Annotated in this window: 22 protein-coding genes and 3 pseudogenes; 8 read left to right on the forward strand and 17 right to left on the reverse strand. The window is 71.4% G+C overall.

Features of this window, described 5'->3' with window-relative positions; genetic code table 11:
• Positions 1-911, reverse strand: a pseudogene (locus H7I87_RS15070) (beta-ketoacyl synthase N-terminal-like domain-containing protein); the annotation flags it as partial.
• A gap of 415 nt (positions 912-1,326) precedes the next feature.
• On the reverse strand, positions 1,327-1,677 hold the full coding sequence (locus H7I87_RS15075) for a hypothetical protein (protein ID WP_003878051.1): 351 nt from the start codon (positions 1,675-1,677) through the stop codon (positions 1,327-1,329).
• A 170-nt stretch (positions 1,678-1,847) separates the two neighbouring features.
• Here H7I87_RS15075 and rbpA point away from each other — a divergent pair, with 170 nt between their 5' ends.
• The gene (gene rbpA, locus H7I87_RS15080) at positions 1,848-2,183 is read left to right on the forward strand and encodes an RNA polymerase-binding protein RbpA (protein WP_003872122.1); all 336 of its coding nucleotides are present in this window, start codon (positions 1,848-1,850) and stop codon (positions 2,181-2,183) included.
• Positions 2,184-2,190: 7 nt separating this feature from the next.
• On the opposite strand, the pseudogene lnt reads toward rbpA, so the two are convergent.
• The 3 genes and pseudogenes from lnt to H7I87_RS15095 all read right to left on the reverse strand — a co-directional run bounded on the left by lnt (position 2,191) and on the right by H7I87_RS15095 (position 7,040).
• Positions 2,191-4,874 (reverse strand): annotated as a pseudogene (gene lnt / locus H7I87_RS15085) (apolipoprotein N-acyltransferase).
• A complete protein-coding gene (locus H7I87_RS15090) occupies positions 4,867-6,399 on the reverse strand; it encodes an amidohydrolase (protein ID WP_224125807.1) in 1,533 nt (510 codons plus the stop codon). Before H7I87_RS15090 ends, lnt begins: the two are co-directional and overlap by 8 nt.
• A 125-nt stretch (positions 6,400-6,524) precedes the next feature.
• Positions 6,525-7,040 carry an FxsA family protein gene (locus tag H7I87_RS15095; protein WP_019733656.1) on the reverse strand — a complete coding sequence of 172 codons (516 nt, stop codon included), beginning with the start codon at positions 7,038-7,040 and terminating at the stop codon, positions 6,525-6,527.
• A gap of 72 nt (positions 7,041-7,112) precedes the next feature.
• Here H7I87_RS15095 and H7I87_RS15100 point away from each other — a divergent pair, with 72 nt between their 5' ends.
• Positions 7,113-7,814, forward strand: coding sequence for a dienelactone hydrolase family protein (locus H7I87_RS15100; protein WP_019733657.1), 702 nt, complete (start codon positions 7,113-7,115; stop codon positions 7,812-7,814).
• A 23-nt stretch (positions 7,815-7,837) separates the two neighbouring features.
• On the opposite strand, the gene H7I87_RS15105 is transcribed toward H7I87_RS15100, so the two are convergent.
• The 6 genes from H7I87_RS15105 to H7I87_RS15130 form a co-directional block, all read right to left on the reverse strand.
• The gene (locus H7I87_RS15105; RefSeq protein ID WP_003878054.1) at positions 7,838-8,218 is read right to left on the reverse strand and encodes a PPOX class F420-dependent oxidoreductase; all 381 of its coding nucleotides are present in this window, start codon (positions 8,216-8,218) and stop codon (positions 7,838-7,840) included.
• A gap of 77 nt (positions 8,219-8,295) precedes the next feature.
• The gene (cobN, locus tag H7I87_RS15110) at positions 8,296-11,871 is read right to left on the reverse strand and encodes a cobaltochelatase subunit CobN (protein WP_033719478.1); all 3,576 of its coding nucleotides are present in this window, start codon (positions 11,869-11,871) and stop codon (positions 8,296-8,298) included.
• A complete protein-coding gene (locus H7I87_RS15115; RefSeq protein WP_011724788.1) occupies positions 11,864-12,547 on the reverse strand; it encodes an alpha/beta hydrolase family protein in 684 nt (227 codons plus the stop codon). Before H7I87_RS15115 ends, cobN begins: the two co-directional genes overlap by 8 nt.
• 52 nt (positions 12,548-12,599) lie before the next feature.
• On the reverse strand, positions 12,600-13,610 hold the full coding sequence (locus H7I87_RS15120) for an ABC transporter substrate-binding protein (RefSeq protein ID WP_009976677.1): 1,011 nt from the start codon (positions 13,608-13,610) through the stop codon (positions 12,600-12,602).
• Positions 13,607-14,362, reverse strand: coding sequence for an ABC transporter ATP-binding protein (locus H7I87_RS15125; RefSeq protein ID WP_003872133.1), 756 nt, complete (start codon positions 14,360-14,362; stop codon positions 13,607-13,609). The genes H7I87_RS15120 and H7I87_RS15125 overlap by 4 nt, the downstream gene beginning before the upstream one ends.
• A gap of 17 nt (positions 14,363-14,379) precedes the next feature.
• Positions 14,380-15,207, reverse strand: coding sequence for an ABC transporter permease (locus H7I87_RS15130; RefSeq protein ID WP_033726891.1), 828 nt, complete (start codon positions 15,205-15,207; stop codon positions 14,380-14,382).
• A gap of 90 nt (positions 15,208-15,297) precedes the next feature.
• Between H7I87_RS15130 and cobG the strand changes: the two genes are divergently transcribed.
• Genes cobG through H7I87_RS15145 form a run of 3 tightly spaced genes read left to right on the forward strand, consistent with a single transcriptional unit; the run spans position 15,298 to position 18,516 of the window.
• Entirely contained in the window at positions 15,298-16,398 is a 1,101-nt protein-coding gene (cobG, locus tag H7I87_RS15135) for a precorrin-3B synthase (RefSeq protein ID WP_033726889.1), read from the forward strand.
• A 4-nt stretch (positions 16,399-16,402) separates the two neighbouring features.
• The gene (locus H7I87_RS15140) at positions 16,403-17,029 is read left to right on the forward strand and encodes a precorrin-8X methylmutase (RefSeq protein WP_033712178.1); all 627 of its coding nucleotides are present in this window, start codon (positions 16,403-16,405) and stop codon (positions 17,027-17,029) included.
• Positions 17,026-18,516: a precorrin-2 C(20)-methyltransferase gene (locus tag H7I87_RS15145; RefSeq protein ID WP_033726888.1), complete on the forward strand. Its 1,491-nt coding sequence runs from the start codon at positions 17,026-17,028 to the stop codon at positions 18,514-18,516. The genes H7I87_RS15140 and H7I87_RS15145 overlap by 4 nt, the downstream gene beginning before the upstream one ends.
• A gap of 3 nt (positions 18,517-18,519) precedes the next feature.
• Here the strand turns inward: H7I87_RS15145 and H7I87_RS15150 are convergent, their stop codons facing one another.
• The gene (locus H7I87_RS15150) at positions 18,520-20,172 is read right to left on the reverse strand and encodes a PPE family protein (RefSeq protein ID WP_033719485.1); all 1,653 of its coding nucleotides are present in this window, start codon (positions 20,170-20,172) and stop codon (positions 18,520-18,522) included.
• Positions 20,173-20,348: 176 nt separating this feature from the next.
• On the opposite strand from H7I87_RS15150, the pseudogene H7I87_RS15155 reads away from it, so the two are divergent.
• Together H7I87_RS15155 and sigC are read left to right on the forward strand one after the other, a co-directional pair.
• Positions 20,349-21,041 (forward strand): annotated as a pseudogene (locus tag H7I87_RS15155) (DUF2275 domain-containing protein); the annotation flags it as partial.
• Between the two features lie 114 nt (positions 21,042-21,155).
• Complete coding sequence (gene sigC, locus H7I87_RS15160; RefSeq protein WP_031348810.1) at positions 21,156-21,710, forward strand: RNA polymerase sigma factor SigC; 555 nt, start codon at positions 21,156-21,158, stop codon at positions 21,708-21,710.
• Here the strand turns inward: sigC and H7I87_RS15165 are convergent.
• From H7I87_RS15165 to dprE2, 4 genes are read right to left on the reverse strand one after another with little or no spacing between them, the layout of a single operon-like run.
• On the reverse strand, positions 21,707-22,444 hold the full coding sequence (locus tag H7I87_RS15165; RefSeq protein WP_162936229.1) for a cobalt-precorrin-6A reductase: 738 nt from the start codon (positions 22,442-22,444) through the stop codon (positions 21,707-21,709). The genes sigC and H7I87_RS15165 overlap by 4 nt on opposite strands.
• On the reverse strand, positions 22,441-23,196 hold the full coding sequence (cobM, locus tag H7I87_RS15170; RefSeq protein WP_023869104.1) for a precorrin-4 C(11)-methyltransferase: 756 nt from the start codon (positions 23,194-23,196) through the stop codon (positions 22,441-22,443). The genes H7I87_RS15165 and cobM overlap by 4 nt, the downstream gene beginning before the upstream one ends.
• Positions 23,193-24,362: a bifunctional cobalt-precorrin-7 (C(5))-methyltransferase/cobalt-precorrin-6B (C(15))-methyltransferase gene (locus tag H7I87_RS15175; protein ID WP_023869103.1), complete on the reverse strand. Its 1,170-nt coding sequence runs from the start codon at positions 24,360-24,362 to the stop codon at positions 23,193-23,195. Before H7I87_RS15175 ends, cobM begins: the two co-directional genes overlap by 4 nt.
• Positions 24,363-24,408: 46 nt before the next feature.
• Positions 24,409-25,158 carry a decaprenylphospho-beta-D-erythro-pentofuranosid-2-ulose 2-reductase gene (dprE2, locus tag H7I87_RS15180; RefSeq protein ID WP_033719487.1) on the reverse strand — a complete coding sequence of 250 codons (750 nt, stop codon included), beginning with the start codon at positions 25,156-25,158 and terminating at the stop codon, positions 24,409-24,411.
• A 35-nt stretch (positions 25,159-25,193) separates the two neighbouring features.
• Between dprE2 and H7I87_RS15185 the strand changes: the two genes are divergently transcribed.
• Positions 25,194-25,604: a F420-dependent biliverdin reductase gene (locus tag H7I87_RS15185; RefSeq protein ID WP_003872145.1), complete on the forward strand. Its 411-nt coding sequence runs from the start codon at positions 25,194-25,196 to the stop codon at positions 25,602-25,604.
• Positions 25,605-25,659: 55 nt separating this feature from the next.
• On the opposite strand, the gene H7I87_RS15190 is transcribed toward H7I87_RS15185, so the two are convergent.
• Positions 25,660-25,923 carry a hypothetical protein gene (locus H7I87_RS15190; RefSeq protein ID WP_080708761.1) on the reverse strand — a complete coding sequence of 88 codons (264 nt, stop codon included), beginning with the start codon at positions 25,921-25,923 and terminating at the stop codon, positions 25,660-25,662.
• Between the last annotated feature and the right edge of the window lie 294 nt (positions 25,924-26,217).

The following is a 26,217-nucleotide window of genomic DNA, read 5'->3' on the forward strand; positions in this document are numbered from 1 at the left end:
ACGGCCCATTCGGCGCCGTCAGCCCATTGGAAGCACCATCCTGATTCACCGCCGAACCCCGCACCACCGCCAACACCGGATGCCCCAACCGCCGCGCATCCGAAAGCCGCTCGACCACCAGCATCGCCCCGCCCTCGGACCAGCCCACGCCGTCGGCCGCGCCCGCGTACGCCTTGCAGCGGCCGTCGGGCGCCAGGCCCCGGTGCCGGCTGAACTCGACGAAGACCGTCGGGGTGGCGTTCACCGTCGCGCCGCCGGCCAGCGCCAGATCGCACTCGCCCGATCGCAGCGACTGCACCGCCATGTGCAACGCCACCAACGACGACGAGCAGGCGGTGTCCACCGACACCGCAGGGCCCTCCAGCCCCAACACATACGACACCCGACCCGACGCCACGCTGGACGATCTCCTCGGCCAACATGCCGTAACCCTGGACGATCAAGCCGGCGAACACGCCGGTGGCGCTGCCGCGCAAGCCGCTGGGGTCAATTCCGGCCCGCTCCAACGCTTCCCAGGACAGCTCCAGCAACATCCGGTGCTGGGGATCCATCGCCAGCGCTTCGCTGGGCGCGATGCCGAAGAACGCCGGGTCGAAGTCGGCGACGTTGTCGACGAAGCCGCCGGTGTTGACGTAGCACTTGTGGCGGGCGTCGGGGTCGGGGTCATACAACGCCGCCAGGTCCCAGCCGCGATCCGTGGGAAACTCCGAGATCACGTCGCGGCCCTCGGCCACCATTTGCCACAGCGCCTCGGGGCTGTCCACGCCGCCCGGGAAGCGGCACGACATCCCGACGATCGCGATCGGCTCGCTCGACCGCTCCAGGAGCGCGCGGTTGGTGCGCTTCAGGCGTTCGACCTGGACCAGCGCTTTGCGCAGCGCCTCGGTCGCATGCTGGAGTTGGTCCACCATCACAAAACCTCGCCTAACCCTCACCTAATGTCTGGCCGTCTAGTGCCGCCGGATGCGGTTCTCGCCGAGTCACGGAATTTGCTGCACGGGGCGACGCCGTGTTCCGTTCGACCAGCATCGTGCCGCTCTGGAACGCAAGAATGTTGCTGGTGAGTATGGCCAACTCCGACTGGATTTCAAAACGTCCGCTGCTCCCGGCTGCTACAGGAGGACCGGCTGGGACGGGCGAAGCGCCCCGCGCGGGCGGGATGCGACGCCGGGCGCCCGGTGCGCTCGCTGGACAGCGGTCCGCCGTGAACGTGGCCCCTGGTCCATGGCGCGACTGTACCCGGCCGCCCGTCGTGCATGGTCAGGCGCGGGTCGCGGCCGGTTCGGCCGCCGAGCCGGCGCGGGCCGCGCGGCAGGCACGAGGCCGTCACACACCGGCGCGGCGCCAGCCGTCGGCGGCTCGGGCGGCCTGGATCAGCGCGTCGCACAACTGGCGCAGCTCGGCGGGCCCGGCGCCCTCGTCGACCGCGGTCGCCACGTCCTCGGCCGCGCAGCGCACCTGGTAGACACGATCGGACAGGTCGGCCGCGTCGTCGGCGGACAGCACCACGGCATCCTCGGGCACCGCCGCGGCGCCGTGCCGGTTCAGCGAGCTGCGCTGCTCGTAGGCCCGCTGCCGGCAGGACTGGCGGCAGTATTGGCGGCGACGGCCCATGCCCGCGTCGGTGACGTCGCGACCGCACCAGCGGCAGGGCTGCGGATGGGTACGGCGGCTCACGCCTGCCGACTTTAGTCGGGGATTCTCGGCGATCCCGGTATCATGGATGGTCGCGTCGCGTATTCCGGTCTGCCGCCGGGAACTGCGCAGATCGCCACAGCGTTGCTTAGCGAGGAAGAATCGCCCTACGGGAGCCGCAGAGCTCCAGAAGATTTAAAGGAGTAGCACACATGGCTGATCGCGTCCTGAGGGGCAGCCGGCTCGGAGCCGTGAGCTACGAGACCGACCGCAACCACGACCTGGCCCCGCGTCAGATCGCGCGGTACCGCACCGAGAACGGCGAAGAGTTCGAGGTCCCGTTCGCCGACGACGCCGAGATCCCCGGCACCTGGCTGTGCCGCAACGGCATGGAAGGCACCCTGATCGAGGGCGACCTGCCCGAGCCGAAGAAGGTGAAGCCGCCGCGGACGCACTGGGACATGCTGCTGGAGCGCCGCTCGATCGAGGAGCTCGAAGAGTTGCTCAAGGAGCGCCTCGAGATCATCAAGAGCCGCCGCCGCGGCTGACCCCCGCTCAGCTGCGGTTGTCGGCCCGGGTCGGGCGCGCCCGCCGCGCACCCGACCGGCGGCCCTGAATGCCCCAGCGGGTGACCTTGACCAGGGCCTCGCGGATGTTGGATCCGCTCATCTTGGACACGCCGAGCTCGCGCTCGGTGAACGTGATGGGCACCTCGGCGATGGTGAACCCGTTGCAGATGGTGCGCCAGGTCAGGTCGATCTGGAAGCAGTAGCCCTTGGAGTCCACGCCGTCGAGGTCGATCGCTTCCAGCACTTCGCGGCGGTAGGCCCGGTAGCCGGCGGTGATGTCGTGCACCCCGATGCCCAGCGCCAGCCGCGCGTAGGTGTTGGCGGTCCAGGACAACGCCCAGCGCCGCCACGGCCAGTTGCGCACCGTGCCGCCGTCGACGTAGCGGGAGCCGATGGCCAGATCGGCGCCGCCGTCGACCGCGTCCAGCAGGCGGTGCAGCTGCTCGGGCGCGTGGCTGCCGTCGGCGTCCATTTCGACCAGCACGGAGTAGTCGCGGCTCAACCCCCAGGCGAAGCCGGCCAGGTACGCCGCACCCAGTCCGTCCTTGGCGGTGCGGTGCATCACGTGGGTGCGACCGGCGTCGCCCGCCGCCAGCTCCTCGGCCAGCCGGCCGGTGCCGTCGGGGCTGCTGTCGTCGACGACGAGCAGGTGCACGTGCGGGCAGGCGTCCTTGAGCCGCCGGTGGATGACCGGCAGGTTCTCCAGCTCGTTGTAGGTGGGGATGATCACCAGGACGCGCTGGCTGGGTCGGGTGCCCGGGTCCGGGGGCGCCGGTTGGCCGGTGGTCATGTAGCTCCTCTGTGTCGCCCGATATGGGGTCGGCCGCCCTCGGGCGGTCCAGTGTCGTCGCCGCCGTCCTCTGGCGGAGCGTGGTCGCCGTCCTCGTCGGGCGCGGCATCGTGCGCCGGGTGTGTGTCGCCCTCGGTTTCGGCCGGGGAGGCATCGGGATGCTTCGGCGCACCCGAGCGTCCCGGCCTCTGCCGGATCGAACGCGGGAACCATCCATTCTGCCGTATCGCGACCAGGATCACCGCCCCGGCTACCGCGACCAGCACCCATTGCAGCAGCGGCGCCCAGCGGGTGGCCGGCGTCAATCGGGTTTTGAGGCGCACCTGCATGTCCAGGTAGGCGGGCTGGAAGAAGTCGGTGCGCGCCAGTTCGGCGCCGTCGGGGGCGATCACCGCGCTGATGCCGGTGGTGCCGGCAACCACCACGTAGCGGTCGTGCTCGACGGCCCTGACCTTGGCGAACGCCAGCTGCTGCTCGCTCATCCGCTGGTTGAAGGTGGCGTTGTTGGCCGGCACGACCAGCAGCTGGGCGCCGTGGGTGACGGCGCGCCGCGGGACGCGGTCGAAGATCACTTCCCAGCAGGTGGCGACCCCGACCGGAACCCCGGCCATGTGCACCACGTCGCTGCCCGCGCGGGGCACCATGGCGCCGGCGCGGTCGGCGTATCCGGACAGATGCTTGAACAGCCACGGCATCGGCAGGTACTCGCCGAACGGCTGCACGATCTCCTTGTCGTGGCGGTCGGCCGGGCCGGTCGCCGGGTTCCACACGATCATGGTGTTGGTGTAGCGGGGATCCTGCGCCGGGCGTCCGGGGACTTCGAGCACGCTGCCGATCAGGATCGGCGCGCCGATGGCCGACGCGGCCTGCGAGATCTCCAGCGCGGCGTCGCCGTTGACCAGCGGGTCGATGTCCGAGGAGTCTTCCGGCCAGATCACGAACTGGGGTTGCGGGGCGGCCCCGGCCCGCACGTCCTCGGCCAGCCGCAGCGTCTCCCGGACGTGATTGTCCAGCACCGCCCGGCGCTGCTCGTTGAACCCGAAACCCAGCCGCGGCACGTTGCCCTGGACCGCCGCGACGGTCACCGAGGGCTCGCCGCCCGAGCCGGTACCGGAGTGCCGCACCTGCGGCCAGACGATGACCGCCGCGAACAGCACCAGGCAGATGCAGACGCCGGGCAGCACCACCGCCGGCGGCGCGGCCGGCCCGGCCGATGACTGGGCCGCGGGGTAACCGGAGCGCCACCACTTGACGATCTCCAGCGCGAGGGCCGTCGCGCTGAAGCCCACCAGCATGATGGCGAACGAGAGCAACGCGACGCCGCCCAGCTGGGCCAGCGGCAGGAACGGTCCGTGCGTCTGGCCGAATGCCACCGAGCCCCACGGGAAGCCGCCGAACGGGAAGATCGACTTCAGCCACTCCTGGGCCGCCCACAGCAACGCGAACCAGACCGGCCAGCCGGGCAGCCGGCGCACCAGCACGGCGAACAGCCCGAAGACGGCGGGAAACAGCGCCGACACCGCGGCCAGCACCAGCCACGGGACGGCCCCGACCAGCAGCCCGACCCACGGCAGCAGCGGTAGATAGAAGGCCAGCCCGAAGACGAAGGCGTACCCCAGCCCGACCGCCGGCGTCGTCGCCGGATGGGTGAGCACCCACGCCAGCAGCGCGGCGGCGGGGACGGCGGCCCACCACCAGTTCACCGCCGGGAAGCTGGCGCACAGCAACCCGCCGCCCATGACGGCGCAGATCAACCGGAGCAGTCGGGGCCGCATCGCCGCCTGCGCGGCCGGCAGCCGGGCGATCACCGCGGCGCCCAGCCCGGTCGCCGCCCGGCGCGCGGCGCTGCCCAGCCGGGCTGCGGCCCGCTCGTCAGCCATGGATGACAGCGCCCCGATGCACCGTTCGCCGGCACCGCGGCAGGGCGTCGGTCGGGCCCAATCGCGGCAGCGCGGGCACCCGGGACCGCGGATCGGTCGACCAGCGCGCGACCGTGTCGCGCGGGGCGCTCACCTCCAGGTCGCCGGCGTCCCAGACGGCGTAGGAGGCGGGCGCGCCGGGCACCAGGGTGCCGGTCATGCCGTCGCGGACGCCGGCCGCCCGCCAGCCGCCGCGGGTGGCCGCAGCAAACGCGGCGCGCACCGAGATCGCGCTGCCCGGGGTGCGATGGTGGGCCGCGGCGCGCACGCTCGTCCAGGGGTCAAGCCCGGTGACGGGGGCGTCGGAACCTAGCGCGAGGGGCACGCCTTGGGATGCTAACAGCGCAAACGGATTGAGCTGACTGCCTCGCTCGGCCCCGAGCCGCTGCGCGTACATGCCGTCGGCGCCGCCCCAGAGCGCGTCGAAATTGGGTTGCACGCTGGCGATGACGCCCCATCGGCCCAGCTTGGCGGCCTGCTCGGCGTCGATCATCTCGACGTGTTCGAGGCGATGCCCGCAGCGGGCGACGGCGACCGGGCCGAGCCGGGCGGCGACCTTCTCGAAGGCGTCCACCGCCGCGGCGACGGCCGCGTCGCCGATGACGTGGAACCCGGCGGTGATCTCCGCCTCGGTGCAGGCAAGCAGATGCGCCTCGACGGCGTCGGGGTCCAGGTAGCAGGTCCCGGTGCGGTCGGGCGCGTCGGCGTACGGCTCGCGCAGCCAGGCGGTGCGGGACCCGAGCGCCCCGTCGATGAACAGGTCGCCGGCCAGCCCCCGGGCGCCGGTGGCCTCGATCAGCGCCCGCGCGTCGGTGGCGGTGCTCACCGGCTCACCCCAGTAGCCGATGACCTCCACACCGTGGTCGAGGGCCCGCAATTGCAGCCAGTCGTCCATGCCGCCGATCTCGGGTCCGGCGCATTCGTGCACCGCCACGATGCCGGCCGCCGCGGCGGCATGCAGCGCCGCGGCGCGGGCTTCGGCGAGTTGCTCGGCGGTCAGCAGGTTCCGCGCGGCCGCCCGGACCAGATGGTGGGCGTCGCCGACCAGCGGCCGGTCCGGGCTGAAACCGGTGGCCGACGGGAGTTGGGCGACGCGCCGCCGCAGCCCGGTGGAGGCCAGCGCGGAGTGCACGTCCACCCGGGTCAGGTAGGCCGGCCGGTCGCCGAGCACGGCGTCCAGCTCGGCGGTGCTGGGCGGGGTGCGCTCCGGCCACGACGTTTCGTCCCAGCCGTGTCCCCAGACCGGCCGGCCGGGGTGGGCGGCGGCGTGGTCGGCGATCAGTTGCAGGCAGTGGGCGCGGGAGCGGGCCGGGCGCAGGTCCAGCCCGCACAGGGTCAGGCCGGTGGCGGTCAGATGGATGTGACTGTCCACGAAGCCGGGCGTGACGAAACCGCCGTCGAGGTCCTCGACGTCGGCATCGGGGAACAGGCTGCGGCCGACGTCGTCGCCGCCCAGCCAGGTGATGACACCGCCGCGGACGGCCATCGCGGTCGCGTCCGGCGCCGCCGGGGTGTGCACCCGGCCGTTGACCAGCAGGGTCACCGGTGTCGGTCGGTCGGCCACGTCCACACGCCAAAACTACGTGCCGCCGCGCCGGGCGCGGCAACGGCTCATCCGGTGGCTCGGCGGCCGTCGAACGGTTGGTTGCGCGCCGGTGCCGGCACGTCGTGGACGTCGATGACCTCGCCGTCGATGTAGTCGCGCTGCTCGTACGGGCCGCGCGGATCGGTGGCGGCGCGGAATGCGGTCGGGTAGGGCGGGGCGTGCCGCTGCAGGGTGCGCAGCGTCAGCGCGGTCAACCGCGGCGCGGCGGCGCCGCGTACCGGCGGGATGAACAGCATCAGGCCCAGCGCGGTGCTCAGCAGTCCGGGGATGAGAACCAACGCCGTGGCCAGGCTGAGCAGCGCGCCGTCTCCGGCCGCGGCCCGGGGCTCGGTCAACCCCGAGCGCAACTGCCCGATCCGGCGCAGCAGCTGGGATCCGGCCATCGGCGCCACCACGCCCCAGCCGAGCAGGAAGGTCGCCAGCAGCACCAGCAGGGTCCAGCCCCAGCCGATCGTCGACACCAACGCGAAGGTCACCGCGAGTTCGACGACGGCGTAGAGGAGCAACAGCCGGGCCACCATGTCAGGCCAACGGCCGCGCACCGGTCGGAGTTCCCGTGGTGCGATCCGACGCGATTGCAGTTAGATGACGCTATGACCACGATTCAGATCGATACCCCCGACGGACCGATCGATGCGCTGCTGAGCACTCCGGCGGGACAGGGCCCTTGGCCGGGTGTAGTGGTGATCCACGACGCGTTCGGCTACGGCCGGGACAAGCAGTCGATCAACGACCGCATCGCCCGGGCGGGCTACCTGGCACTCACCCCGAACATGTACGCGCGCGGCGGCCTGGTCCGCTGCATCACGCGGGTCATGAAGGAGCTGGCGGCCCAGCGGGGTCGCGCGCTCGACGACATCCTGGCCGCCCGCGACCACCTGCAGGCCATGCCGGAATGCACGGGCCGCGTCGGGATCGCGGGGTTCTGCATGGGCGGGCGCTTCGCTCTTGTCATGTCGCCCAAGGGTTTTGGCGCGTCGGCGCCGTTCTACGGCACTCCCCTGCCCGGCAACCTGGACGAGGTGCTCGAGGGCGCATGCCCGGTGGTAGCGAGTTTCGGCGGCCGCGATCTCACCGGCAAGGGCGCGCCGGAAAAGCTGCGAAAAGTGACCGCGGACAAGAACATCACCGCCGATATCAAGGTCTATCCGGAGGCCGGGCACAGCTTCGCCAACGAGCTGCCGGCCCAGCCGCTGCTGCGGATCGCCGGTTTCGGCTACAACGAGGAGGCCACCGAGGACGCCTGGCGCCGCGTTTTCTCCTTCTTCGGCGAGCATCTGGCCGCCACGCCGTAGTCCCGCCCCGGTTCGGCTGGCCGCTACGCCACTTTCAATTCGAGGCCGACGTTGTTGGCCATGCCGCCGCGCAGCTTGCTGAAGAAGTTGAACACCTTGCCGACCACGCCGTAGCGCTTGCCGATCGCGTCGTAGACCGCTGCGGTCTGCGACTTGTCGAGGATGGCGGCGGTGCCCTCGACGGCCTCACTGGTGGGCCGGCCGTTCATGGTGCAGGTGGCCAGCGTGACTCGCGGGGTGTGGCGAATCCGCTTGACCTTCCACGATTTTTCCTGGGTGATGACCAGCAGTCGGTCTTTGTCCGCGGCCGCCCAGATCGGGGTCGGCTTGGGCTTGCCGTCCTTGGTGAACGTGGTCAACAGGATGTATTGCGCCTTGGCGAGGTCGGCGAAGGTGGGGGTCACTCGATCAACGTACCGCTGGAGCCGATCACCGGCGCGCGCCGAGTGTGAGACCAGCCGCATGCTCGGCGAGCAGCCGCTCAGCCCTCCAGGTCGCCCTCCGTTTCCAGCAGCGCCTGGCGCAGGCCGTCCAGGGTTTCCGGTTGCGGCTGCGCCCACATACCCCGGCCGGCCGCCTCCAGCAGCCGTTCGGCCATGCCGTGCAGCGCCCAGGGATTCGACTCGGCCATGAATTTCCGGTTCTCCGGATCCAGCACGTAGCGCTCGGTAAGCTGCTCGTACATCCAGTCGGCCATCACGCCCGCGGTGGCGTCGTACCCGAACAGGTAGTCGACGGTCGCCGCCATCTCGAACGCGCCCTTGTAGCCGTGCCGGCGCATCGCCGCCATCCAGCGCGGGTTGACCACCCGGGCCCGGAACACCCGCGTGGTCTCCTCCGACAGGGTGCGGGTGCGGATCGCGTCGGGTCCGGTGTTGTCGCCGATGTAGGCGGCCGGCGCCTGGCCGGTCAGCGCCCGCACCGTGGCGACCATGCCGCCGTGGTACTGGAAGTAGTCGTCCGAGTCGGCGATGTCGTGTTCGCGGGTGTCGGTGTTCTTGGCCGCGACCGCGATGCGCCGGTACTGGCGGTTCATGTCGTCGACCGCCTCGCGGCCGTCCAGGTCGCGGCCGTAAGCGAAACCGCCCCAGGCGGTGTACACCGCGGCCAGGTCGGCGTCGTCGCGCCAGTTGCGGCTGTCGATCAGCTGCAGCAACCCGGCACCGTAGGTGCCCGGCTTGGAGCCGAAAATCCTTGTGGTGGAGCGTCGTTGGTCGCCGTGCTGGGCCAGGTCGGCTTGGGCGTGGGCGCGGACGTAGTTGTCGGCGGCGGGCTCGTCCAGGCCGGCGACCAGTCGCACCGCGTCGTCGAGCATGGTGACCACATGCGGGAAGGCGTCCCGGAAGAAACCCGAGATCCGCACGGTCACATCGATGCGCGGGCGGCCCAGCTCGGTCAGCGGGATCGGGGCGAGGTCGACGACCCGGCGTGACGCGTCGTCCCACACCGGCCGAACACCAAGCAGCGCAAGGACTTCGGCGATGTCGTCGCCGGCGGTGCGCATCGCGGAGGTGCCCCACACCGACAGGCCGACGGATTGCGGCCACCGGCCGTGATCGTCGCGGTAGCGGGTGAGCAGCGAATCCGCCAGCGCCACACCGGCTTCCCAGGCCAGCCGGGACGGGACCGCTTTGGGGTCGACGGAGTAGAAGTTGCGCCCGGTGGGCAAGACGTTCACCAGCCCGCGCAGCGGCGAGCCCGACGGGCCGGCCGGGATGAAACGGCCGTCCAGGGCGCGCAGCACCTGGTCGATTTCGGCGCTGCTGCCGGCCAGCCGGGGCACCACTTCGGCGGCCGCGAACCGCAGCACCGCCGCGGCCTCGGCGTTGTTGGTGAGCCGCCCGGCGGCGTCGGGATCCCAGCCGGTGGCCTGCAGCGCCGCCACCAGTTCCCGGGCCGCGGCCTCGGCCCCGTCGACCGCCGAGCGTTCGTCGGTGCCGTCCTCGGCCAGACCCAGCGCCTGGCGCAGGCCGGGGATGACCTGCTCGCCGCCGAACAGTTGACGGGCACGCAGGATCGCCAGCACCAGGTCCAGTTCGGCATCCCCCGTTGGCTTTTGGCCCAGGACGTGCAGGCCGTCGCGGATCTGGACGTCCTTGATCTCGCACAGCCAGCCGTCGACGTGCAGCAGCATGTCGTCGAAGGAGTCCTCCTCGGGGCGTTCGGTGAGCCCGAGGTCGTGGTCCATCTTGGCGGCCCGGATCAGCGTCCAGATCTGCTGGCGGATGGCGGGCAGCTTGCCGGGGTCCAGCGCGGCGACGTTGGCGTGCTCGTCGAGCAGCTGTTCCAAACGGGCGATGTCGCCGTAGGTTTCGGCGCGCGCCATCGGCGGGATGAGATGGTCGACGAGCACCGCGTGCGCGCGCCGTTTGGCCTGGGTGCCCTCGCCGGGGTCGTTGACCAGGAACGGGTAGATCAGCGGCAGGTCGCCCAGCGCGGCGTCGGGCGCGCAGCCCGCCGACAGGCCCAGCGTCTTGCCGGGCAGCCACTCCAGGTTGCCGTGCTTGCCCAGGTGCACCACCGCGTGCGCGCCGAATCCGGCGTCCAGCCAGTGGTAGGCGGCCAGGTAGTGGTGGCTGGGCGGCAGGTCGGGGTCGTGGTAGATCGCGACCGGGTTGTCCCCGAAGCCGCGGGGCGGCTGCACCATCAGCACCAGGTTGCCCGATTGTATTGCGGCAATGACGATTTCGCCGTCGGGATCGTTGCTACGGTCCACGAAAAGCTGCCCGGGTGGTGGGCCCCAGTGCTGCTCGACGGCGTCGGTGAACTCGGCGGGCAGGGTCGCGAACCAGGCGCGGTAGTCGGCGGCGGACACCCGGATCGGGTTGCCGGCCAGTTGCCCCTCGGTGAGCCAGTCGGGGTCTTGCCCGCCCCGCTCGATCAAGGCGTGGATCAGGGCGTCGCCGTCGTTCGCCTCGACGCCGGGCAGGTCGCCGATGCGGTAGCCGTGCGCGCGCATGGCCCGCAGCAGGGCGACCGCGCTGGCCGGGGTGTCCAGCCCCACCGCGTTGCCGATGCGGGCGTGCTTGGTGGGATAGGCCGAGAACACCAGGGCCACCCGTTTGTCGGCCGGGCCGACGTGGCGCAGCCGGGCATGCCGCACCGCCAGCCCCGCCACCCGGGCGCAGCGCTCGGGGTCGGCGACGTAGGAGATCAGGCCGTCGTCGTCAATCTCCTTGAAGGAGAACGGGACCGTGATGATGCGGCCGTCGAATTCGGGTACCGCGACCTGACTGGCCACGTCGAGCGGGCTCAGGCCGTCGTCGTTCTGCAACCACTGGGCCCGCGGTGTGGTCAGGCACAGCCCTTGCAGAATCGGGATGTCAAGGGCGGCAAGGTGTTCGACGTTCCAGCTGGCGTCGGAACCACCGGCCGCCGCCTCCGCCGGTTTCAGTCCCCCGGCGGCCAGCACGGTCACCACCATGGCGTCGGCCTCGCGCAGCCGTTGCAACAGTTCGGGTTCGGCGGTGCGCAGCGACGCGCAGTAGATCGGCATCGGCCGCGCGCCGGCGTCCTCGATGGCCGCACACAGCGCCTCGACGTAGCCGGTGTTGCCGGCCAGGTGTTGGGCGCGGTAGTACAGCACGGCGATGGTCGGGCCGTCGGTGTCGATCGCGTTGGGCCGCGCCGGTTCGCCCCAGGTCGGCGTCATGACCGGTGGGGCGAAACCGAATCCGGTCATCAGCACGGTGTCGGACAGAAAGGCGTGCAGCTGGCGCAGATTCTCGACGCCGCCGTGCGCCAAATAGATGTGCGCCTGCACCGCGATGCCGGCGGCCGGCGTGGACAGGCCGGTCAACTCGGCGTCGGCGGCCTGCTCACCGCTGACCAGCACGGTGGGCACGCCGCTGGCGAGCACCGTGTCGATGCCGTGTTGCCAGGCGCGGTAACCGCCGAGGATGCGCACCACCACGATGGCGGCATCGGCCAAGAGATCGGGCAGTTCGTCGTCGGACAGCCGCGACGGGTTGGCCCACCGATAGTTTTTCCCGCTGGAACGGGCGCTGATCAGGTCCGTGTCGGATGTCGACAGCAGCAGGATGGTCGGCTCAGCCACCCAAGTACCGTAGCGTCGCCGCGATCCGGGCGGCGACCTCCCCGGCGACCCGCAGCGTCTCATCCCGCGCGCCGGGTTGGTAGCGGTCGGCGACCGGGTCGTAGTCGGCGCCGGCGATCGACCCGTGATCGGCAGCCACCTCGACGAGCTGCACCGGCCAGCCGATCCGCTGCAGGTGTGCGGCGAAGTCCCGGCTGGCACTCACCGGCACCACATCGTCGGCGACGCCGTGCAGCAGCGTGAACGCGGTGCCGCTGCGGTCGGGCGGCACCGTGTCGGTGGCCGCCCGACCGGTGAGCGGGTCGGGAACCATGAACGCGCCGGCCAGGCAGAAGGTGTGCAGGGGCGCCACGCCGAATCGATCCGCCTGCAGGGTGACGCCCGCCGCGGCGGCCCCACCCAGCGACCACCCGACCAGCGCCACCGCCCCGGAGTCACCGGCGAGCCCGCGGGTGAAGTCCAGCGATCGCAACAGGTCGGCGCGTCCGCCGTCGGCGGCGTGGGAGTTCCAGTCCGGCGCCACCACCATCAGACCGTGGGCGGCGAGCAGGCCGGCCAGCGGGCCGACGGCGGCGCGGGCGTCGGTTTGCGCGCCGTGCCACAGCAAGACCGTCGGTGATGCCGGTTCGCCGAAGACGTCGGCCCAGCGGCCCGGGGCGTAGCGCAGCGTCCTCACCGCAACAGGGTGCCCGCCGCGGGCTGCCCCCAATCCGTGCCGAGCATGGGGTTCAGCTGACCAGGCCCGGCCGCAATGCCGCGTTGAACCGGCGGTCCACCCAGTTGGCGAACCTCGGCGCGGATTGCAGTTGGCCGGCCGCGGCGAACAGGTCGGCCAGCTTCTGCTCCGAGGCCACCACGTCATCGCCGAGTTCGGTGGGCAACCGCAGGCTCCGGGCCTGCGACACCGCCGCCACTTGAGGGTCCAATCCGACTGCGGCAGCGTAGCTTTGGGCCCACTGCTGGGGATGCGCCCGCGCCCAGCGCACCGCCGTTTCGAACCGCACCAGCAGGTCACCCAGGGCGGTGTTGCGTTTCGGATCGGCCAGCGCCTGGTCGGATGCGACGCCGATCCAGTCGCCGTTGGTGACGCCCTGCGCCTCGGCGATGCTGCGCACCGGGATCTGCTGTTCGGCCTGGGCCGTGTAGGGATCCCAGATGGCCCAGGCGTCGGCCTGGTGCTGGCTGAACGCGGACAGCGCGTCGGCGGGCTGCAGGTAGACGAACTTGACGTCGGCGGGTTTGATTGCCGCCCGGTCCAATTGGGCCAGCAGGTTGGCGTGCGACGAGCTGCCCTTGGCGACGGCGATCGCCTTCCCGCGCAGGTCGGAGACCGAGGTGATCGGCGAATCCGCGTGCACCAGAATGCGATTGCCCGCCCCGCCGCCGCCGTAGGCGGAGACCGCCTTGATCCGGGCGTTGCTGGCCGCGCCGAAGATCGGCGGGGTGTTGCCGGTGATCGCGAAGTCGATCTTGCCCGCGGTGGCCGCCTCGACCTGCGGTGGCCCCGAGGTGAACGTCGAGAAGGCGACCCGGTAGGGAAGGTTGTCCAGCTGCCCGGCGGCGCGCAGCAGCGCCTCGGTGCCGCCCTTCTGGTCGCCGACCTGCAGGGTGAGGCCGGACAGCTCGGACAACGGCACCGCGGCCGGTGGTGGTGTGGGTCCCGAAGTCGTTGTCCGGGAAACGCATCCGGTCAGCAACAGCCCGACGGTCGCGGTCAGCGCGACGACGCCGCGGATCACTGCCGCACGCCGAGACGATCCAGCAGCTCGGCGCGATACCGCTCGGTGTGGGCCCCGGGCTCCCCGGGTGTGCGCCGGGGCGGGTCGATGGCCAGCTCGTGGACCACTCGGCCGTCCTCGAGCACCAGCACCCGATCGGCCAGCGCGACCGCCTCGTCGACGTCGTGCGTGACCAGCAGCACCCCGAAGCCGTGCCGTCGCCACAGGTCCAGCAGCAAAGTGTGCATGCTCAGCCGGGTCAATGCGTCCAGGGCGCCGAAGGGTTCGTCGAGCAGCAGCAGCCGCGGCTCGGCGACCAGCGCCCGCGCCAGCGAAACCCGTTGCGCCTGACCGCCGGACAGGGTCAGCGGCCAGGCCCGGGCGTGGTCGGCCAGCCCGACGTCGGCCAGCGCCCGCTCAGCGCGCCGACGCACCTGCGCGCGCGGCAGCCGGGTGCGGGTGAGCCCGTAGCCGACATTGGTCCGCACATCCCGCCACGGGAACAGCCGCGGCTCCTGGAAGGCCAGCGCGGGGGCGCCGGCCACCAGCCGCCGGCCGGTGTGGTCGTGTGACAGACCGGCCAGCACCCGCAACACCGTCGATTTGCCCGAGCCGCTGCGCCCGATCAGCGCGACGATCTGACCGCTCGGTATCTGCAGCGAAACGTCTTGGAGCACATGGCGGTTGCCGTACCACTTGTCGACGTGGCGCAGTTCGCCGGCAACATCGGTGCGCGACCCGGCGAGCGGGCCGGATTCTGCGGTCAGTGTCAAGCCTGAGCCTTTCGGTGTCAGTGCCGGTAGCGCACGGCGCGGCGCTCGATGAGGCGGACGACCGCGTCGGTGATGATGCCCAGCAACGCGTAGATGGTCAGCCCGAAGATGATGATGTCGATGCGCAGGAAATCGCGCGCGTTGTTGATCAGGAAGCCGATGCCCTTGTCGGCGTTGATCTGTTCGGCGACGATCAACGTCAGCCAGGCGATCGCCAGCGACTGGCGCAAACCGACCAGCACCTGCGGCGCCGTTCCAGGCACCAGGATCCGCCGGAACCGCTGAAAGAACGAAAAACCCAGCACCTGAGCGGTTTCCAGCATCTTGGGGTCGACCTGGCGGATCGCGGAGAAGGTGTTGAGGTACAGCGGGAAGACCACACCCAGCGCCACCAGCAAGACCTTGGGCAGCTCGCCGATGCCGAACCACAGGATGAACAGCGGGATCAGCCCCAGGTGCGGCAGCGCCCTGATCATCTGCAGGGGTGGGTCCACGGTGGCCTCGACCCAGCGGGACAGGCCGACGGCGGCGCCCGCCACGATGCCGATCACCCCGCCCAGCGCCAACCCCTCGACGACGCGGACGGTGGAGATGTGCAGCGCGTCGGCGAGCTGGCCGTTGCGGGTCAACTCCACGCCGGCCTGCAGTATCAACGAGGGGGCGGGCAGCACATCCTGCGCGATCACGCCGATCGCGCTGCCCAGCTGCCACAGCGCCAGCAGCGCCAGCGGGGAACCCAGGCGCACCACTTCCCATTTGCGGCGCGCCCACAGCCCGCCCGGCGCGCCGGCTGCGGCGCCGCCAAGGCGTTTCGGCGCAGCGTCGAGCGCGGTGGCAATGCTCACCGTGCCGACGGTAGGGGCGGTCGATGCCTTGGGTAAGGGTTTAGGTCTGGCTGAAGGCAATCCCCCGGCGCCGGGCCGTACCGTGGACGGGTGGCCAGGACGCGCGACGCCGACGCATGCCCGGGTGCGCTGCAGGTGCACCAGGCCGCCGACGGTGCCCTGGCCCGGGTGCGGTTGCCCGGCGGCATGCTCACACCGGCCCAGCTGACGGTGTTGTGCGACATCGCCGATCGGTCGGGTTCGCCGACGCTGGAGCTCACCGCGCGGGGCAACGTGCAGCTGCGCGGCCTCACCGACGTGACGGCGGCGGCCGGGGCGCTGGCGGCCGCGGGTCTGTTGCCGTCGGCGACGCACGAGCGGGTGCGCAACATCGTGGCCTCACCGCTGTCGGGGCGGTCCGGCGGCAACCTCGACGTGAGGCGGTGGGTCGGCGAGTTGGACGCCGCGATCCGCGCGCAACCCCGACTGTCCGAGCTGGGCGGCCGGTTCTGGTTCAGCCTCGATGACGGGCGCGCCGACGTGTCGGGTCTGCGCGCCGACGTCGGCGTGCATGTACTGCCCGATGGCTGCGCGGTGTTGCTCGCCGGGCGTGACACCGGTGTCCGGCTGCCGCCCGACCAGGTGGTCGCGACGCTGGTCGGCGTCGCGACGCGGTTCGTGCAGGTCCGCGGAAGTGCTTGGCGCGTCCAGGAATTGGACGACCCAAACCAGCTGCTGCCCGGCGCCGAGTGCGGGCCGATCGCCTATCCCGCCGTCACCAAACCCCCGGTGGGCTGGATAACACAGGACGACGGCCGGGTGACGCTGGGCGCCGCGGTGCCGCTGGGGCTGCTGTCGGCCCGCGTCGCGGAGTATCTGGCCGCCCTGCAGGCGCCGCTGGTGATCACGCCGTGGCGCTCGGTGCTGGTGGGTGACCTTCGCGAAGAGGTGGCCGACGCCGCGCTGCGGGTGCTGGCGCCGTTGGGTCTGGTGTTCGACGAGAACTCGCCCTGGCTGAGCGTCAGCGCCTGCACCGGCAGCCCGGGGTGCGCGCGCTCGGCCGCCGACGTGCGGGCCGACGCCGCGCTGGCGGTGCGGGAGGGGACTGCGCCGGGGCACCGTCATTTCGTCGGGTGCGAACGCGCCTGCGGCAGCCCGCTCGCCGGCGAGGTGCTGCTGGCGACCGGCGAGGGATACCGGCAGCTACGGTAATCGGGTGCTCGACTACATCCGCGATGCGGCGGAGATCTATCGCCTGTCGTTCGCGACCATCCGCGCCGAAGCCGACTTGGCCCGCTTCCCCGCCGATGTGGCCCGCGTGGTGGTGCGGCTGATCCACACTTGCGGGCAGGTCGACGTGGCCGAGCACGTCGCGTTCACCGACGATGTCGTCGAGCGGGTGGGCACCGCCCTGCGCGCCGGCGCCCCGGTGCTGTGCGATTCGTCGATGGTGGCCGCCGGGATCACCGCGGCGCGGTTGCCGGCCGACAACGAGGTGGTGTCCCTGGTCGCCGATCCCCGGGCGGCCGAACTGGCCGCCCGCCGGCAGACCACCCGCTCGGCGGCCGGGGTCGAGCTGTGGGCCGACCGGCTGCCGGGCGCCGTGCTGGCCATCGGCAACGCGCCGACCGCGCTGTTCCGGCTGCTCGAGCTGGTCGACGACGGGGTGGGCCCGCCGGCCGGGGTGCTGGGCGGGCCGGTCGGATTCGTCGGGTCGGCGCAGTCCAAGCAGGAGCTCGTCGACAACCCGCGCGGCATGTCGTACCTGGTGGTGCGGGGCCGCCGCGGGGGTAGCGCGATGGCCGCCGCGGCCGTCAACGCGATCGCGAGCGACCGCGAATGACGGCACCGGCCAACCCGCGAGGGACGTTGTGGGGCGTCGGGCTGGGGCCCGGTGACCCGGAGTTGGTCACCGTCAAGGCCGCCCGGGTGATCGGCGAGGCCGACGTGGTCGCCTACCACAGCGCCCGGCACGGCCGCAGCATCGCCCGCGGCATCGCCGAACCGTACCTGCGGCCCGGCCAGATCGAGGAGCACCTGGTGTATCCGGTCACCACCGAGGTGACCGACCATCCCGGCGGCTATGCCGGCGCGATCGAGGACTTCTACGTCGAGGCCACCGCGCGCATCGCGGCGCACCTCGACGCGGGTCGCGACGTGGCGCTGCTGGCCGAGGGCGACCCGCTGTTCTACAGCTCCTACATGCACCTGCACACCCGGCTGACGCAGCGGTTCGACGCCGTCATCGTGCCGGGCGTGACCTCGGTGAGCGCCGCGTCGGCGGCCATCGCCACCCCGTTGGTGGCCGGCGACGAGGTGCTGTCGGTGCTGCCGGGCACGTTGCCGGTCGCCGAGCTGACCCGGCGCCTCGACGACGCCGACGCCGCCGTCGTCCTCAAGTTGGGACGCTCGTATCACGCTGTGCGGGAAGCTCTTTCACAGTCCGGTCAGCTCGACGACGCCGTCTATGTGGAGCGGGCCAGCACGTCGGCGCAACGCATCGTGCCCGCGGCGGACGTGGACGCGGCCGGTGTTCCGTACTTCTCGCTGGCCATCCTGCCGGGCGGGCAGCGCGCGCGGCGCGCGCCGGGCGCGGGCACCGTCGCGGTGGTGGGCCTGGGCCCGGGCGATGCGCAGTGGATGACGCCGCAGAGCCGCCGCGAGTTGGCCGCGGCGACCGATCTGGTCGGCTACGGCCGTTACCTGGACCGGGTGCCGGTTCGCGACGGTCAACGGCGCCACCCCAGCGACAACCGCGACGAACCCGAACGGGCGCGGCTGGCCTGCGCGCTGGCCGAGCAGGGCCGGGCGGTGGCGGTGGTGTCGTCGGGCGATCCCGGCGTGTTCGCGATGGCGACCGCGGTGCTGGAGGAGGCCAAGCAGTGGCCGGGCGTGCAGGTGCGGGTGATCCCGGCGATGACGGCCGCCCAGGCGGTCGCCAGCCGGGTCGGCGCGCCGTTGGGGCACGACTACGCGGTGATCTCGCTGTCCGACCGGCTCAAGCCGTGGGAGGTGATCGCGGCGCGGCTGGAGGCCGCGGCGGCCGCCGACCTGGTGCTGGCGATCTACAACCCGGCGTCCAAGGCGCGGACCTGGCAGGTCGGCGCGATGCGCGACATCCTGCTGGCCCGTCGCGAACCCGGCACGCCGGTGGTGATCGGCCGCGACGTGTCCGGCCCCGACGAGGACGTCCGGGTGGTGCGGCTGGCCGATCTGGATCCCGCCGAGATCGACATGCGCTGCCTGTTGATCGTCGGGTCCTCGCAAACCCAGTGGTACTCCGACGATTCCGGGGACCGGGTGTTCACGCCCCGGCGCTATGAGATGTAACGCTCAGTCGCGGTCCCAGGTGCTGGGCATCATCGGCACGCCGGGGCCCTCGCTCAACCCGTCCCGGGTCAGCGTCGCCAATCCGGCGGGCCTCGCCGCGTCGGATTTGGTTGCGGCACCGGCGAATCCGAGTTGGCCGGCGCTCGCCTCGGAGGCCACCGGGCCGTCGTCGGGGCCGCCGTCCTCGGGGCCGCTGTCGGTATCGAGGTCCATGTATTCGTAGCGGTAGGCGCGGTCGGTGGCGGTGCCGCGGCGGCGCCGACGGGCCCGCGCCTTCTTGCTGCCCGCGGCGGCGGCCGCGGCCGCCGCGGGGGCGTCGAGGTCGTCGGGCGCCGGTTCCTCCGACTTGCGGCGTGCCCGGCTGCTCGCGCTGCCGCGCGCCGACAGACCCGACAGTCCGACCGCGTACAGGGCGTCGGACATGCCGGCGCCGATTCCGTCGGTGGCGGTGGGGCCGAAGCCGACACCGGGTCCCCCGCCGACCGGTCCGCCGCCGGCGGATCCGGCCATCGTCGGGGCCGGGGCGGACGCCGTTGTCGGCACGTGGCTCACGCCGGCCGGCGCGCCGGCGATGGTGGGCGCGGGAACGGTGGCGACCGGCGCCGGCGCGGCGGCGACCGGGACCGGCGCGGCCATCGACAGCGGGGCCGCGACGCTGATCGCGGTCACCGCGGCCGCCGCCCCACCCGCCGCGGCCGCGCCGATCGCCGCCACCACCACCGGCGCGAGCACCACGGCCATCTGGATCGCCGCCTGCATGAACGGCCAGAAGATCATCAACGTGTGAAAGATGGCCCAGCCCAAGGCGGTCGACAGGGCCGGCGAGAACCCGAGCTGGCCGAAGAACGAGGCCAGGCCGTTGACGAACGGCACCGGCGGGAACGGCCAGCCGCCGGGATTGAGGTCCTTGGACACCGGCCAGGCGAAATTCTGCGTGTATTGCTTCAGCCACGCGGTGAGCTGATCCTGCCAGGACGGATAGGACTGCGCCGCCGTGCTGGCCTGCTGCTGGGTGCTCGACGTGTCGGCGTGGTTGAGATTGGAGCCGGAATCGGCGGCCGGGGCCGCTGCGGCGCTCTGGACCGCCGCGGCGGTGGCGGCGCCCGCCTCGGCGCCCGGGGCGACGATCGTCGGCGCGGGCGTGGTAGGCGGAACCGCGGCAAGCGCGGACTGACTGACGGCCTGGTAGGTCGACATCGTGGTGGCGGCCTGCACCCACATCCGCGCGTAGTCGGCCTCGTTGACCGCGATCGGGATGGTGTTGATGCCGAAGAAGTTGGTGGCGACCAGCGCCCCGTGCACCGCGTGATTGGTCGCGAGCTCACCCAGCGTCGGCATGGCCGCCAGCGCGGCGGTGTAGGCGCCGGCCGCCGTCTCGTGCAGGCTCGCCGCGGTCGAGCTCTTGGCCGCGCTCTCCAGCAACCAGGCCTGGTATGGGGCGTGGGCGGCCACGTACTGCTCGGCGCTGGGTCCTTCCCAGGCGCCGGCGTGCGCGGCGGCCAGCAATCCGTCGAGTTCGGCTGCCGCGGCGGCGTACTCGGTGCTCATCGACGACCAGGCGGTGGCCGCGGCCAGCAGCGGTGCCGGTCCGGGACCGCTGCTGAGCAGCGTCGAGTGCACTTCGGGGGGAAACGCGATCCAGATGGGGGCGGTCATCGTCGGGGGCCTTCGGGCAACAACACGAATACCTCTTCGGTGAATCTCGTGGATGGGCTGGCGAGCTTTCCCCCACAGGTCGGTCGCCGGGACCGTTTGGTTCCACGCGAATTCGCGCGGCGCCCCAACTCGCGGGAGTCTTTGCGCGCAGACCCGCCATGCGCAACGATGCAGGGATGCGGTGTGACGTTGCCCGGGAGGCGCTGTCGGCTCGGCTGGACGGTGAGCGTCCTCAGGTGCTCGCGCAGCAGGTCGATGCCCACCTCGAGGCGTGCCGGGGCTGCCGCTCCTGGCTGATCGGGGCGGCGGTGCAGACCCGTCGGCTGGCCTCGGTGACGCCGGGTGAGGGACCCGACCTGGTGGACAAGATCATGGCCAGCATCGGCGAGCAGCCGACCGGGCGCCCGGCCTGGATGCGCTGGTTGCGGTCGCACTATCGCCGCTGGGGGCTGATCGGAGTCGGCCTGTTCCAGGTGGCGATCGCCGCCGCCCAGATCAGCGGGATCGATTTCGGCATGGTCGCCGGCCACATGCACGGCGCGATGTCCGGCGAGCACCTGATGCACGAGTCCACGGCGTGGTTGCTGGCGCTCGGGCTGGCGATGATCGCCGCCGGCGTCTGGCCCGCCTCGGCGTCAGGGGTGGCGGCGATCACCGGCGTGTATTCGGTTGCGCTGCTAGGCTATGTCATCGTCGACGCCTTCGACGGGGAGGTGACCGCCACCCGCATCGCCAGCCACATGCCGCTGCTGCTCGGCCTGGCGTTCGCGTTGCTGGTGGCGCGGGAACGGGTGGGATCGCGCCGCCCCGGCTCCTCCGACGCGACCGCGGACGCCGGCTTTGCCGCCTGGGCCGCTGACGCTCCCGCGGGCCGGCGGCGCGGACACCTGCGGCCCATCAATCGCGCGGCCCCCGACCCCACCGCATCGTCTACGACGACCCGTCGTAGGATCGGAAAACCCGCGCAATTAAGGTGGTTGGGCATGATCGCGCCGAGCGACGACGAGGCGGTAACCGAGCTCGCGTTGTCCGCCGCGCGCGGGAACGCCCGGGCGCTCGAGGCGTTCATCAAGGCCACCCAGCAAGACGTGTGGCGGTTCGTCGCGTATCTGTGCGATGCGGGCAGCGCCGACGATCTGACCCAGGAGACGTTCCTGCGCGCGATCGGCGCCATCGAGCGGTTCTCCGGACGCTCGAGTGCCCGGACGTGGCTGCTGTCCATCGCGCGCCGCGTCGTGGCCGACCACATCCGTCACCTGCAGTCGCGGCCGCGCGCCGCGGTGGGCGCCGATCCCGAACACGTGCTGCGCACCGACCGCCACGCCCGCGGATTCGAGGATCTGGTCGAGGTGACGACGATGATCGCCGGCCTCAATCCCGAACAGCGCGAAGCGCTGTTGCTCACCCAGTTGCTCGGGCTGCCCTACGCCGACGCCGCCGCGGTGTGCGGCTGCCCGGTGGGCACCATCCGATCGCGGGTGGCTCGGGCCCGCGACGCGCTGCTGGCCGACGGCGAGCGCAGCGATCTGACCGGCTAGTCCTTGATCGCCAGCGCCGCAACCCATTCGGCGGCCTCGGCCACACTGCCGACCGCCGACACGCCGGCCGGCAGCGCCGGCCTTGCCACCATCACGACCGGAATGTCCAGCGCTGCAGCGGCATCCAGCTTCGCGCGGGTCATCTGACCGCCGCTGTTCTTGGTGACCAAGGCGTCGATCCGGTGCTCGCCCAGCATTGCGAGCTCGTCGTCGTAGCGATACGGGCCGCGGGAGAGCACCACCCGGTGACGACGCGGCAGTGTGGTCGCATCCGGTTCGGTGACCGCCCGGATCAGAAACCACGCGTCGCTGTCCTTGAACGCCCGCGCCCCCGAGCGGCCGGTGGTGAGAAACACTCGCGAATAGCCTTGCTCGGCAACGGCTTCCGCGGCGTGGGTATCCGAGTCGACGACGGTGGCCGCTCCCGGGTCCCAGGCCGGGCGGGCCAGCACCAGGTGTGGCAGCCCCAGCTCGGCGCAGGCTTGGGCGGCGTGTGCCGTCATGGTGGAGGCGAAGGGGTGGGTGGCGTCCACCACGGCGCCGATGTGTTCGTCGCGCAGCCACCGCCGCAGCCCGTCGACGCCGCCGAAGCCGCCGATCCGCACCGGCCCGACCGGCAGCGCCGGATCGGGCACCCGGCCGGCCAGCGAGCTGATGATGTCGATCCGCGGGTGCAGGGCCTTGGCCAGGGCGCGCGCCTCGCCGGTGCCGCCGAGCAGCAACAGTCGCATCAGTGCCTGCTTCCGCGGGCGCGGCCGGTCGAATACAGGTAGCTGTCGGTGAATCCGCCGGCGGTCAGCGCGTCGCCGACGATGATGACGGCGGTCTTGGTGATGCGGGCGTCGTGCATCTGCGCGGCGATGTCGTCGAGAGTGCCGCGCAGCACCGTTTGCTGCGGCCAGCTCGCGAAAGCGACTACCGCGCAGGGTGTCTGGGATTGACGGCCGTTGTCGAGAAGTTGCCCGACGATGCTGTCGATCTGCGCGGCGGCCAGATGGAGCACCAGGGTGCCGCCGGTTCGGGCCAGGGTGGCCAGGTCTTCGCCGGGCGGCATCGCCGTGGACAAGGTGGCCACCCGGCTCAGCGTCACCGTCTGCGCAACACCGGGAACGGTGAGCTCGCGCTTGAGCACGGCCGCGGCCGCGGCGAAAGCCGGTACGCCGGGCACGATTTCGTAGCCGATGCCCAGCGCGTCGAGCCGGCGGCACTGCTCGGCCAGCGCGCTGTACAGCGAGGGGTCGCCGGAATGCAGCCGCGCCACGTCGTGGCCGGCGGCGTGCGCCCGGCGGAGCTCGGTGATGATCTGATCCAGCGTCAGCGGGCCGGTGTCGACGATTCTCGCGTCCGGTGGGCACAGTGCCAGCAGGTCGTCGGGCATGATCGAACCCGCGTACAGACACACCGGGCAGCTTTGCAGCAGCCGTTGGCCGCGGACGGTGATCAGGTCCGCGGCGCCCGGGCCCGCACCGATGAAGTAGACGGTCACCGGGTCACCGCCCACTGGGTGACCGGGAACTGCGGGTGCCAGCCGGTGAAGGCGCCCAACGCCTTGCCGTGATAGTGCTGGAAGCGTCGCAGCTGCCCACCGAACCGCGTATAGGCTTGGATGACAACGGCTTCCGACTCGGTGGTGACCACGTTGGCGACGAGCCGTCCGCCGCTGGGCAGGTGGTCGAAGCAGGCGTCGAGCAGGCCGGGCCGGGTCAGTCCGCCGCCGATGAAGATGGCCGACGGCGGCTCGGCGTCGTCGAAAGCGTCCGGGGCGTCGCCGCGCACGTCGATGGCTGCGCCGAATGCCGCGGCATTGGCCGCCAGGTTGTGCCGGCGCTGTGCGTCGCGTTCGAATGCTGTTGCGCGGCAACCATTCCCGCCCAGGCACCACTCCACGCTGATGCTGCCCGAGCCGGCGCCGACGTCCCACAACCGCTCCCCCGGCCGCGGCGCCAGCGCGGCCAGCGTCACCGCGCGGATTCCCTGCTTGGTGATCTGCCCGTCGTGGGTGAAGGCGTCATCGGGCAGCGGCCAGACGCGCTCGTCGGGCAGGTAGCGCACGGCGATCACGTTGAGCGGGTCGATGTCTGCGGCACCGTCGGCCCAGTCGCGGGCGGTGCCGTCGCGGCGGTGTTCGTCTGGGGCGCCGAGTCTTTCGAGAACGGTGAACTGCGAAGCACCGCGGCCGTGCGCGGTCAGCAGCGCGGCCAGCTCGGTGGGGGTGGCTGCGCCCTGCGACAGGACGATCGCCTGGCCGCCGCGGCGCACCGCGGTGTGCGGCTGCCCGGTGACCAGGCTGATCACCTCGGTGTCGTGCACGTTCCAGCCCATGCGCGCGCAGGCCAGCGTCACCGAGGACACGTGCGGCAGCACCCGCACCCGACCGGCGCCGTACAGGCGGATCAGCGTCCCGCCGACGCCGTGCAGCAGCGGGTCGCCGCTGGCCACGATGTGGACGTCGCCGGTGTGGTCGTCCAGCAGGCTCTGCAACGCCGGAAGCATCGGTGACGGCCATTGGCGCCGGGGTGCGGGTACCGTGTCGTCGAGCAGATCCAGTTGCCGTTTGGAGCCGTAAATGACCGCGGCGCTTCGCAGTTCGGCGCGTGATACTTCGGCGAGTCCCGCCATGCCGTCGGCGCCGATGCCGACCACGACGATCATGGGTGCCGCTCCGCATCGGATCGGGCCGCGTGGTCGCCGGTGCGGATCATCGCGGCATCCTGCGCCAGATGGACTGGGGCAGCATGCGCAGCACGGCGGCCGCGGGCCCCAGCGCCCACGGAATCCACACGGTGCGACGGCCTTTCGCCAGTGCACGCGCGGTCGCGGCGGCCACCTGCGCGGGCGTGCTCGACAGTGGCGCCGGCGCCATGCCTTCGGTCATGCGGCCGATCACGAATCCCGGGCGCACAATCAGCAACCGCACGCCGGTGCCGTGCAGCGCGTCGGCCAGGCCGCTGGCGAAGCCGTCCAGGCCGGCCTTGGCCGACCCGTAGACGTAGTTGGCGCGCCGCACGCGCGCGCCCGCGATCGAGGAGAACACCACCAGTTGGCCCCGGCCGGCTGCGCGCATGGCGGTAGCCAGGTGCGTGAGCATGCTGACCTGGGCGACGTAGTCGGTGTGCACGATGGCGACCGCGTGCTCGGCGTCGGTTTCGGCGCGGGCCTGATCACCCAGGATTCCGTAGGCCAGCACCGCGGTGCCGATGGGCCCGTGGTCGGCGACGACCGAGGCGACCAGCGGGCCGTGCGAGGCCAGGTCGTCGGCGTCGAATTCCCGGGTGTGCACGGCCGAGGCGCCGGCGGCTTTGAGCACGTCGACCTGGTCGCCGAGCCGTTCGGCGTTGCGCGCCGCCAGCACGACCGTCGTTCCCGGCGCCAGCCGTCGGGCCAGCTCGACGCCGATTTCGCTGCGGCCGCCCAGGATTAGTACCGGAGCTGCGCCCGTGTCGTCCACGGCTGCGATTATTACCTGCGCTAGCGTGGGCGGTGATGGCGAATACCACTACCCGGCTCACCGACGACGCGTTGGCGTTTCTGTCGGAGCGCCATCTGGCCATGCTCACCACGCTGCGGGCCGACAATTCGCCGCACGTGGTGGCGGTGGGTTTCACCTTCGACCCCAAGACGCACATCGCCCGGGTGATCACCACCGGCGGGTCGCAGAAGGCGATCAACGCCGATCGCGGCGGGCTGGCCGTGCTCAGCCAGGTCGACGGGGCGCGGTGGTTGTCGCTGGAGGGCCGGTCCAAGGTGAACAGCGACGTCGACGCGGTGCGCGACGCCGAGTTGCGTTACGCCCAGCGCTACCGCACGCCGCGGCCCAACCCGCGACGGGTGGTCATCGAGGTTCAGATCGAGCGGGTGCTCGGGTCGTCGGATCTGTTGGACCGGGGCGCTTAAGCGTCGTCAGGTTCGGAAAATCGGACTAGCGGACCGCCACTCAATGCATCGGCTTCTAAACAGGAGTCCCACGGTTACTACCCGGTTGTTGCAGGAGTAAGTCATCGTGTTCATGCCTCCGACAGGCTTCGATGAAGTCAATGGCAGCCCCACGGTCGTTTAAGAATTGGTGATATTGATCCGGGGTAAGCTCATAATATTCTTCGTAATCTACGATCCCATTACTAACGGGGATCGACGCATAGTACCGGCCTGAGGTTGACTCTACGCCGATCGAGTATCTATCCTCTCGCGAAAAATATGTGTCCTGAAACTTCATTACAGTTCTTTCTACTCGAAGACATCGGTTGCAGTTCCATTCAACCCGGCGCATTTTGGCTGTTGCAGGCTTCATCCACTATACGGGCAAGTGCTCAAATGCTGGATCAACCGTTTGCCACGCACGGGACAGGAGTTAGCGGAGGTTCCATCCCACGCATCGACCGATCTCCTGACTTTTATCACTGTCGGCGATCCGGCGGTTGTGTAGGGCTGTGACCTGTGTCTTCGGTTGTGGCCTGGTGCGGATTTGTGCACTAGCCGGTGGGCCGTAGGGTGCCTGCGTGGCCTATGT

This window comes from Mycobacterium timonense, from assembly GCF_025821985.1.
Classification (GTDB): Bacteria; Actinomycetota; Actinomycetes; order Mycobacteriales; family Mycobacteriaceae; genus Mycobacterium; species Mycobacterium avium.